Source organism: Thiolapillus sp. (assembly GCF_048562965.1).
In the GTDB taxonomy this organism is placed as follows: domain Bacteria; phylum Pseudomonadota; class Gammaproteobacteria; order Chromatiales; family Chromatiaceae; genus Thiolapillus; species Thiolapillus brandeum_A.
In genome coordinates this window covers 1-766 of the sequence record NZ_JBHNMF010001233.1, presented here as the reverse complement: position 1 = coordinate 766, position 766 = coordinate 1, and the positions used below count along the sequence as shown (strand labels likewise).

General features: G+C 61.2%; 1 protein-coding gene and 1 pseudogene. Both read left to right on the top strand.

Annotated elements, in window-relative coordinates:
• Positions 1 to 32 precede the first annotated feature (32 nt).
• Positions 33 to 518: pseudogene (locus tag ACOCD2_RS23505) on the top strand (transposase); the annotation flags it as partial.
• Positions 427 to 766 (top strand): transposase (locus ACOCD2_RS23500; RefSeq protein ID WP_419582485.1); only part of this gene is annotated, 340 nt, incomplete at its 3' end. The pseudogene ACOCD2_RS23505 and the gene ACOCD2_RS23500, both read left to right, overlap by 92 nt.

Sequence of the window (766 nt, the reverse complement as noted above, 5' to 3'; positions counted from 1 at the left end):
GTACGGCGGACAAGGATGCCTCATCAGGCAGTGTGGACGAATTGCAACGCATCGTGGGTCAGATTCGCGCACGTTGGCCAAAGACGCGGATCATCATTCGCGCAGACTCGGGTTTCTGCCGAGATGCGATCATGGCCTGGTGCGAGACCAACGACGTGGGCTATGTTCTGGGTCTGGCGCGCAACAAGCGTCTGCAACGGGCCTTGGGCAAAGAAATGGAAGCGGCCCGCCTGGCCTGTGAGCGCACCGGCGAGACCGCCCGGTGTTTCCGTGACTTCCGCTACCGCACGCGCAAATCCTGGTCCTGTGAACGGCGGGTGATCGGCAAGGCGGAATACCTGCCGGGCAAGGCCAATCCGCGTTTTGTCGTCACTAACCTGAGCACCCGTGACGCGGATGCCCAACATTTATACGAAGATCTTTACTATGCCCGTGGCGAGATGGAGAACCGGATCAAGGAGCAGCAACTGGGACTGTTCGCCGATCGCACCAGCAGTGCCACCCTGCGGGCGAACCAACTGCGGCTGTACTTCTCTTCCTTCGCCTATGTCCTGCTGCATGGCCTGCGTCGGCTGGGGGCTGACTGGTACGGCGTTCGCCAAGGCCCAGAGCACGACGATCCGCCTGAAGCGGCTGAAAATCGGTGCCCGCCTGCGCCTGACAGCGCGCAAGGTCTGGCTGTCCTTCTCGGAAGCGTATTCCTACGCCAGTGATATTGCCCAGATCCTGGCCAATCTCAAGCAGCATCCTGCTTGGTCGCCGCCTG